Below are 6,603 nucleotides of genomic sequence, written 5' to 3'. Positions count from 1 at the left end.
GGGCCGCCCCGTGCTTCACTGGAGGACAGTCGTCCCGTAAGGGAAATCCCGGAACGAAAGAGTGAGCTGGCATGCTCCGCTACACGCTGATGCGCCTCGGCATCTTCGCCGGATGCTTCCTCGCCCTGTGGGGTCTCGTCTACGTGGGCGCGCTGCCTCGCGGCCTGGGCGACTCCAACCTGCTCTGGGTGCTCGTCCTCGCGATCGTGGTCTCCGCCCCGCTGAGCTTCGTGCTGCTGCGCGGCCAGCGGGAGGCGATGAGCGCCGAGATCGTGGAGAAGGTCGACCGGGCCAAGGGCCGCCTCGACGCCAACCGGTCCAGCGAGGACGCCCTGTAGTCCCTGGCGGGCTGCTCCTCCGTCCGTGACGGGCGTATGAAAGAGCTCGTAAGCTTCCTCACAGATCATCCGCCCCAGGTGGTGCCCTTCCGGGCTCCCGCCTGGGGCTTTCTTCGTTTCGGAGGCGTCGGGGGCGCTTCGGTACCTCAAAGCAGGGCTTTGAGGTTCTCAAAGTTCAAGTGTTAACGTGTGGGGCATGACGACAGCAGTGCGCCCCTCCCACGCCGTGAGCGTTCCGCTCGTGGCGCGCCTGCACGTCGATCTGTGCCGCTGTATGTCCGCGGTCTGTTGCCGCGCGCTCTGACCCGGCATCATGCAGCGGCCCGCGTGAGAACGCGTGTGTGTGCCGCACCCCCGTCCCGTATTTCCCCGATACGCACCTGTGGAGTGTGTCTGTGTCCGCGTCCGCCTCCGCGCCCGCGACCGAGCACGAGGTCAAGCCCTCGTCCCGGATACCCAAGGTCCCCTTCTGGGCCCAGATCGTCGCCGGTCTGGTCCTCGGCGTCCTGCTCGGCTGGATCGCCCGCAGCCAGGACGTCTCCTGGCTCAAGGAGACCCTCGGCCAGGTCGGCGACATCTTCGTCCAGCTCCTGAAGCTGGCCGTCGCGCCGCTCGTCTTCTTCGCGATCCTGGTCTCGATCACCAACCTGCGGAAGGTGAACAACGCCGCCCGGCTCGCCACCCGCACCCTGCTCTGGTTCATGATCACCTCCCTGATCGCGGTCGCCATCGGCCTCGCGATCGGCCTGATCACCAACCCCGGCGCCGGCACCGGCCTGACCCCGCAGGACGGCAAGCTGCCCAAGCGCGAGGGTTCCTGGATCGACTTCCTCACCGGCATCGTGCCGACCGACGTCATCACGCCCTTCACCGAGCTGAACGTCCTCCAGATCGTCTTCATGGCCGCCGTCGCCGGCATCGCCGCCCTCAAGCTGGGCGAGAAGGCCAAGCCGATCCTCACCCTCTCCGAGTCGGTCCTGGAACTGCTCCAGAAGGCCCTGTGGTGGGTCATCCGGCTCGCCCCGCTCGGCACCGTCGGCCTCATCGGCTTCGCCATCGCCGACTACGGCTGGGACCTCATCGGCAAGTACGCGACCTTCACCGCCGACATCTACATCGGCTGCGCCCTGGTCCTCTTCGGCGTCTACCCGCTGCTGCTCGCCACGGTCGCCAAGGTCAACCCGCTCCAGTTCTTCAAGGGCGCCTGGCCCGCCATCCAGCTGGCCTTCGTCTCCCGCTCCTCGGTCGGCACCATGCCGGTCACCCAGAAGGTCACCGAGCGCCTCGGCGTCCCGAAGGAGTACGCCTCCTTCGCCGTCCCGTTCGGCGCCACCACCAAGATGGACGGCTGCGCCGCGATCTACCCGGCGCTGGCCGCGATCTTCATCGCGCAGATCTTCGGCGTCCAGCTCGGCATCGGCGACTACCTGCTCATCGCCTTCGTGTCCGTCATCGGTTCGGCGGCCACCGCCGGTCTGACCGGCGCGACGGTCATGCTGACGCTGACCCTCTCCACCCTGGGTCTCCCGCTGGAGGGCGTCGGCCTGCTCATGGCGATCGACCCGATCCTCGACATGGTCCGCACCGCCACGAACGTCGCCGGTCAGGCGCTGGTCCCGGTGATCGTCGCCGCCCGCGAGAAGGTCCTCGACGTCACCGCGTACGAGAACGCCTCCTCGTCCCCGATCGACGACCTGGCCGACGGCCCGGCCGGCGTACGCGAGGCCGAGCGGAAGGTGTCGGTGCCGGTCACGGCCTGACCCGTCCCGCTCCGCCGCACCCCCTCACGTGCCCCCTGCCCGCTCCGGGCAGGGGGCACGTAGGCTTCTGCGGGGCGGCGGACGATCATGGAAACGGGGCGGGAGAGCGTGGCGGGGACGAAGAGGCTGCCGCGGGCCGTGCGGGAACGGCAGATGCTGGACGCGGCCGTGACGTGCTTCGCGCGGCACGGGTACCAGACGGCGTCCATGGACGAGATCGCCGAGCTGGCCGGGGTGTCCAAGCCGCTCGTCTACCTCTACCTCCACTCCAAGGAGGACCTCTTCACCGCCTGCATCCGGCGTGAGGCCGAGGCGCTGCTCGCGGCGGTGGCCGGGGCCGTCGCGGACCCGGGCGTACCGCCGGACGAGCGGCTGTGGGCGGGGCTGCTCGCCTTCTTCACCCACGCCGCGGACCATCCGGACGCGTGGGTGGTGCTCAGCCGGCAGGCCCGCACGCAGGGGGAGCCGTTCGCCACCGAGGCGGCCCGGCTGCGGGACGGGATCGCGGCGTTCGTGGCGGGGCTGATCGGGGAGGCGGCGCGCGAGGCGCGCGACGGGGGCGCCATCACCGAACGGGACGTGGCCGCGCTCGCGCAGGCCCTGGTCGGCTCGGCCGAGTCGCTCGCCGGCTGGGCCAACGAGACGCCGGGCGTGACGGCCCGGGAGGCGGCGGCGACGCTCATGAACTTCGCGTGGGCGGGACTCGGGAACCTCATGAAAGGCGAGCGCTGGTCTCCCCGCTGAGGCTTACCGCGCAGTAAGGTTACCGGCTGGTTCGCGCGGGGGCCGGTTCCCGTTCAGGAACGACCGCCCCGGAGCGACCGCTCCGCACGGGCGCCGGGCACCTCCGGAACGCCGGGCGACCCGCACATCCGCGCAGCACCCCGTACCGACGCATGACCGCAGTGCACCACCTCAGTTCCCCCGAAGACCGAGGAGCCGCACGTGTCCGTCGCCCCCGCCGCATCCGCGAGTGAACCGGTCGAGCCCCGCAGGACCCTGGTCGACGGCCGGGTACGGGAGGTCTCCGTCCCCGCCCTCGTGCCCCGCGTCCGACGCGGCTCCCTCGCCGACCTCCCGTACGACAACGCCCGCCGGGACCCCGAGGCCGTCGCCTTCTCGCGCAAGGACCCCGAGGGCCGGTGGTACGACGTCACCGCCGCCCGCTTCGCCGCCGACGTCCACGCCGTCGCCAAGGGCCTCGTCGCGCACGGCCTGCGCCCCGGCGACCGGCTCGCCCTGATGGCCCGCACCACCTACGAGTGGACCCTCCTCGACTTCGCCGCCTGGGCCGCGGGGCTGGTCACCGTCCCCGTGTACCCGACCTCCTCCGCCTTCCAGACCCGCTGGATCCTCCAGGACTCCGGAGCCGTCGGCTGTGTCGTCGAGGACGCGGCGCAGGCCCGCACGGTCACCGCCGAACGGCAGCGGCTGCCCGGCCTCGCCCACCTGTGGGTCCTCGGCGCGGGCGCCGTCGACCAGCTGCGGCGGGCCGGCGCGCGGGTCGCCGACGAGACCGTCACCGCCCGGCGCGGCCTCCTCACCCCCGAGACCCTCGCCACCCTCGTCTACACCTCCGGCACCACCGGCCGCCCCAAGGGCTGCGCCCTCACCCACGCCAACTTCTTCGCCGAGGTCGACAACGCCGTCCGGCTCCTCCACCCCGTCTTCGTCCCGGGCGGCGGGGAACCCGCCGCCACCCTCCTCTTCCTGCCGCTGTCCCACGTCTTCGGCCGGATGGTGGCCGTGGCCTGCGTCCGCGCCCGGGTCCGCGTCGGTCACGCGCCCTCCGTGGAAGGCGGTGGACTCCTCGACGACCTCGCCGCCTTCCGCCCCACCTTCCTGCTCGCCATCCCCTACGTCCTGGAGAAGGTCTTCCACACCGCCCGCGCCACCGCCGAACGCGACGGCCGGGCCGCCCTCTTCGACCGGGCCGCCCGCGTCGCCCGCCGCTACGGGCGCACCACGGCGCCCCCGCTCACCCTGCGCGCGGCGCGGGCGCTATACGACCCGCTGGTCTACCGCCGGATCAGGGCCGCGCTCGGCGGCCGGGTCCGGTACGTGATCAGCGGCGGCGCCCCGCTGGGCACCCGGCTCGCCGAGTTCTTCGCCGGCGCGGGCATCGAGGTCGTCGAGGGGTACGGCCTCACGGAGACCACGGCCGCCACCACCGTCACCCCGCCCGACCGGCCCCGCACCGGCACCGTCGGCCTGCCCCTTCCGGGCACCGCCGTGCGGATCGCCGACGACGGCGAGGTGTGGCTCAAGGGGCCCCACGTCTTCGCCGGGTACTGGGACGCCCGGCGGGGGACGGCCGTACCGCACACCGACGACGGCTGGTTCCCCACCGGAGACCTGGGCTCCCTCGACGAGGACGGTTACCTGACGATCACCGGCCGCGCGAAGGACATCCTCGTCACCTCGGCCGGCAAGAACGTGGCTCCGGCCCCGCTGGAGGACTGGCTGCGTGCCCACCCGCTGGTCTCCCAGTGCGTGGTGCTGGGCGACCGGCGCCCGTACGTCACCGCCCTCGTCACCCTCGATCACGAGGCCCTGGCGCACTGGCGCCGGATGCGGGGCAAGGACCATCTGGCGTTGTGGGAGCTGACCCGGGACGAGGAGTTGCTCGGCGTGGTGCAGCGGGCCGTGGACGACGCCAACCGGCTGGTCGCGCGGGCCGAGTCGATCCGCGCCTTCCGGGTCCTGACGACCGAGTTCTCCGAGGCGTCCGGCCACCTGACGCCGTCCCTGAAGCTGAAACGGCGGGCGGTGCTGCGGGACTTCGCGCGGGAGATCGAGGAGATGTACGGGAACCGGGGCACCCCCTGAGGGCGCCCCGGGGCGGCTCCCTCAGACCGTCAGGGACACCTCGTGGATCTCGTCGGCGGCGTGGCCGGTCCGCTGGTGGACCCGCTGCACGGCCTCGGCGGACGGGCCGGTCGACAGGCAGTAGACCGTGCCCGACGACGGGTCCGCCCAGGCCCGCTCGAAGTGGACCCCTTCGTCCTTCTCGATGGCCAGATCGGCCTGGTGCGCCTCGTGCAGCTGGTCCGCCGTGATGCCCACCATGCCGTGGTGCACGTCCATGTACGTAGCCATGGTTCTCCCACCTCCACCTCCCATGGTGCGCCCCCCGGGCCCGGCCCGCTCAGGGCCAGAGCAGCTCCCGGACCCAACCGCCGCCGTCCCGCCCGCGGCGGTAGCGCAGGCGGACGTGCCGGCGCCGCTCGTCCCCCTGGAAGAACTCGACCTCGGCCGGCTCGACCACGTACAGGGTCCAGCTGGGAGCGTGGGCGGTGGGCTCCGCCTGCGCCCGCCGCCAGGCCGCCTCACTCGCCTCCACCAGCGCCGTGGGCGAGTCCAGGACCCCGCTCTGCCGCCCCACCAGCGCGGACGCGAGCGCCCCGGTGGTCCGGGCGTGCAGATCCGCGTACGCCTCTTCGGCCGTCCCGGCCGTGACCCGCCCCCGCACCCGCACCTGCCGCCCCTGGACCGGCCAGTAGAAGCAGAGCGCCGCCTCGGGCCGCGCGGCGAGCTGACGCCCCTTGGCGCTGCCGGCGTGCGAGGCGAAGTGCCAGCCCCGCTCGTCCACGTCGTGCAGCATCACGATCCGCGCGTCCGGCCGCCCGTCCTCCCCGGCCGTGGCGAGCGACATCGTGTGCGCCTCGCTCTGCCCGGCGTCCACGGCCGCCGTGAACCACTCACGGAACAGCCCGACCGGCTCCTCCGGCGCGCCCTCCGGACCGAAGACGGGCAGCACGGTGTCCCAGACGCGCAGCGAGCGCAGGGCGTGATGGAAGTCGCTCATGGGGCCACGGTAGGGGACGGGGAACGCCCCGGGCGATGCGCTCGCCGTTACAGCTGGTCCCCCGTGCCGGCCGGCGCCGGCGGATGCGTCCCGCCACCGTCCTTGACGTCCTGGTCGCAGGTCGGTCGGTCGTAGGAACGGTCGTTGGGGATCAGCAGCACCGCGGCCACCTGCCCCGGGTGCTCGACGGTGAGCCAGTCGTCGCCCGTGAGAGCGCCGTCCGGCCGGGCCCGTGCCGCGGAGGCGTGGACCGTCCGGCACCCGAGCGCCACGCGCTTCTCATCCACCGCGCAGGCGTCCACAGCGGGGCCGGAATACTCGTCGGCGCCGTCGAAGCGGTAGGTGAAGTGGACCTGGTCCCCTTCGGAGGGCAGCTGGGGGTGGGGCCGCAGGCGCCAGTCGACGACCTCGGCGCTGACGCCGGAGCGCTGACCGTACGTGTTCTCGACCCGCACGCTCACACCGGCCTCGCCGCGCTCCGCCGTCGTGTCGGCGCAGCCCCAGGAGGAGCAGCCGGACAGGGCGAGGAGCACCGGAGCCAGCGCGGCACCGGCACGTATCCGTGCGGGGAACACCGGGGGGACCTCCGGTCGTGTGGGGCGGAGCAGTGTATCCCCGGTGTCGGCCGGGCCCGGCGGGCGGGCGGGGTCCGGAAACGGCGACGCCGGCGGCGGACGCGGCGCTCGCGGGGGAGCGG

At 73.0% G+C, this 6,603-nt stretch carries 7 protein-coding genes; 4 read left to right on the top strand and 3 right to left on the bottom strand.

The window, feature by feature from the left end; genetic code table 11:
• Positions 1-71: 71 nt before the first annotated feature.
• The 4 genes from RIF68_RS22695 (at position 72) to RIF68_RS22680 (ending at position 4,927) form a co-directional block, all read left to right on the top strand.
• Positions 72-338 (top strand): DUF4229 domain-containing protein, encoded by a 267-nt coding sequence (locus RIF68_RS22695; RefSeq protein WP_309053130.1) that lies wholly within the window; start codon positions 72-74, stop codon positions 336-338.
• 395 nt (positions 339-733) lie between these two features.
• Complete coding sequence (locus tag RIF68_RS22690) at positions 734-2,098, top strand: dicarboxylate/amino acid:cation symporter (protein ID WP_309053129.1); 1,365 nt, start codon at positions 734-736, stop codon at positions 2,096-2,098.
• A 153-nt stretch (positions 2,099-2,251) separates the two neighbouring features.
• Entirely contained in the window at positions 2,252-2,842 is a 591-nt protein-coding gene (locus RIF68_RS22685) for a TetR/AcrR family transcriptional regulator (protein ID WP_375165153.1), read from the top strand.
• A 201-nt stretch (positions 2,843-3,043) separates the two neighbouring features.
• Positions 3,044-4,927 (top strand): AMP-binding protein, encoded by a 1,884-nt coding sequence (locus tag RIF68_RS22680; protein ID WP_309053128.1) that lies wholly within the window; start codon positions 3,044-3,046, stop codon positions 4,925-4,927.
• A 21-nt stretch (positions 4,928-4,948) separates the two neighbouring features.
• Here the strand turns inward: RIF68_RS22680 and RIF68_RS22675 are convergent, their stop codons facing one another.
• From RIF68_RS22675 to RIF68_RS22665, 3 genes are read right to left on the bottom strand one after another with little or no spacing between them, the layout of a single operon-like run.
• Complete coding sequence (locus RIF68_RS22675; RefSeq protein WP_309053127.1) at positions 4,949-5,197, bottom strand: SCO4226 family nickel-binding protein; 249 nt, start codon at positions 5,195-5,197, stop codon at positions 4,949-4,951.
• Between the two features lie 49 nt (positions 5,198-5,246).
• Positions 5,247-5,906: a pyridoxal 5'-phosphate synthase gene (locus RIF68_RS22670; protein ID WP_309053126.1), complete on the bottom strand. Its 660-nt coding sequence runs from the start codon at positions 5,904-5,906 to the stop codon at positions 5,247-5,249.
• Positions 5,907-5,953: 47 nt separating this feature from the next.
• Positions 5,954-6,481, bottom strand: a complete 528-nt coding sequence (locus RIF68_RS22665) for a hypothetical protein (protein ID WP_309053125.1) — start codon at positions 6,479-6,481, stop codon at positions 5,954-5,956.
• Between the last annotated feature and the right edge of the window lie 122 nt (positions 6,482-6,603).

Source organism: Streptomyces sp., from assembly GCF_031178505.1.
In the GTDB taxonomy this organism is placed as follows: domain Bacteria; phylum Actinomycetota; class Actinomycetes; order Streptomycetales; family Streptomycetaceae; genus Streptomyces; species Streptomyces gulbargensis.
This window is presented reverse-complemented; position numbering and strand designations above follow the sequence as displayed.

Excerpts from the sequence above, each read along its gene's own strand:
- RIF68_RS22685 (WP_375165153.1), top strand. The coding sequence starts at position 2,252 with ATGCTGGACGCGGCCGTGACGTGCTTCGCGCGGCACGGGTACCAGACG.
- RIF68_RS22695 (WP_309053130.1), top strand. The coding sequence starts at position 72 with ATGCTCCGCTACACGCTGATGCGCCTCGGCATCTTCGCCGGATGCTTC.
- RIF68_RS22675 (WP_309053127.1), bottom strand. The coding sequence starts at position 5,197 with ATGGCTACGTACATGGACGTGCACCACGGCATGGTGGGCATCACGGCG.
- RIF68_RS22670 (WP_309053126.1), bottom strand. The coding sequence starts at position 5,906 with ATGAGCGACTTCCATCACGCCCTGCGCTCGCTGCGCGTCTGGGACACC.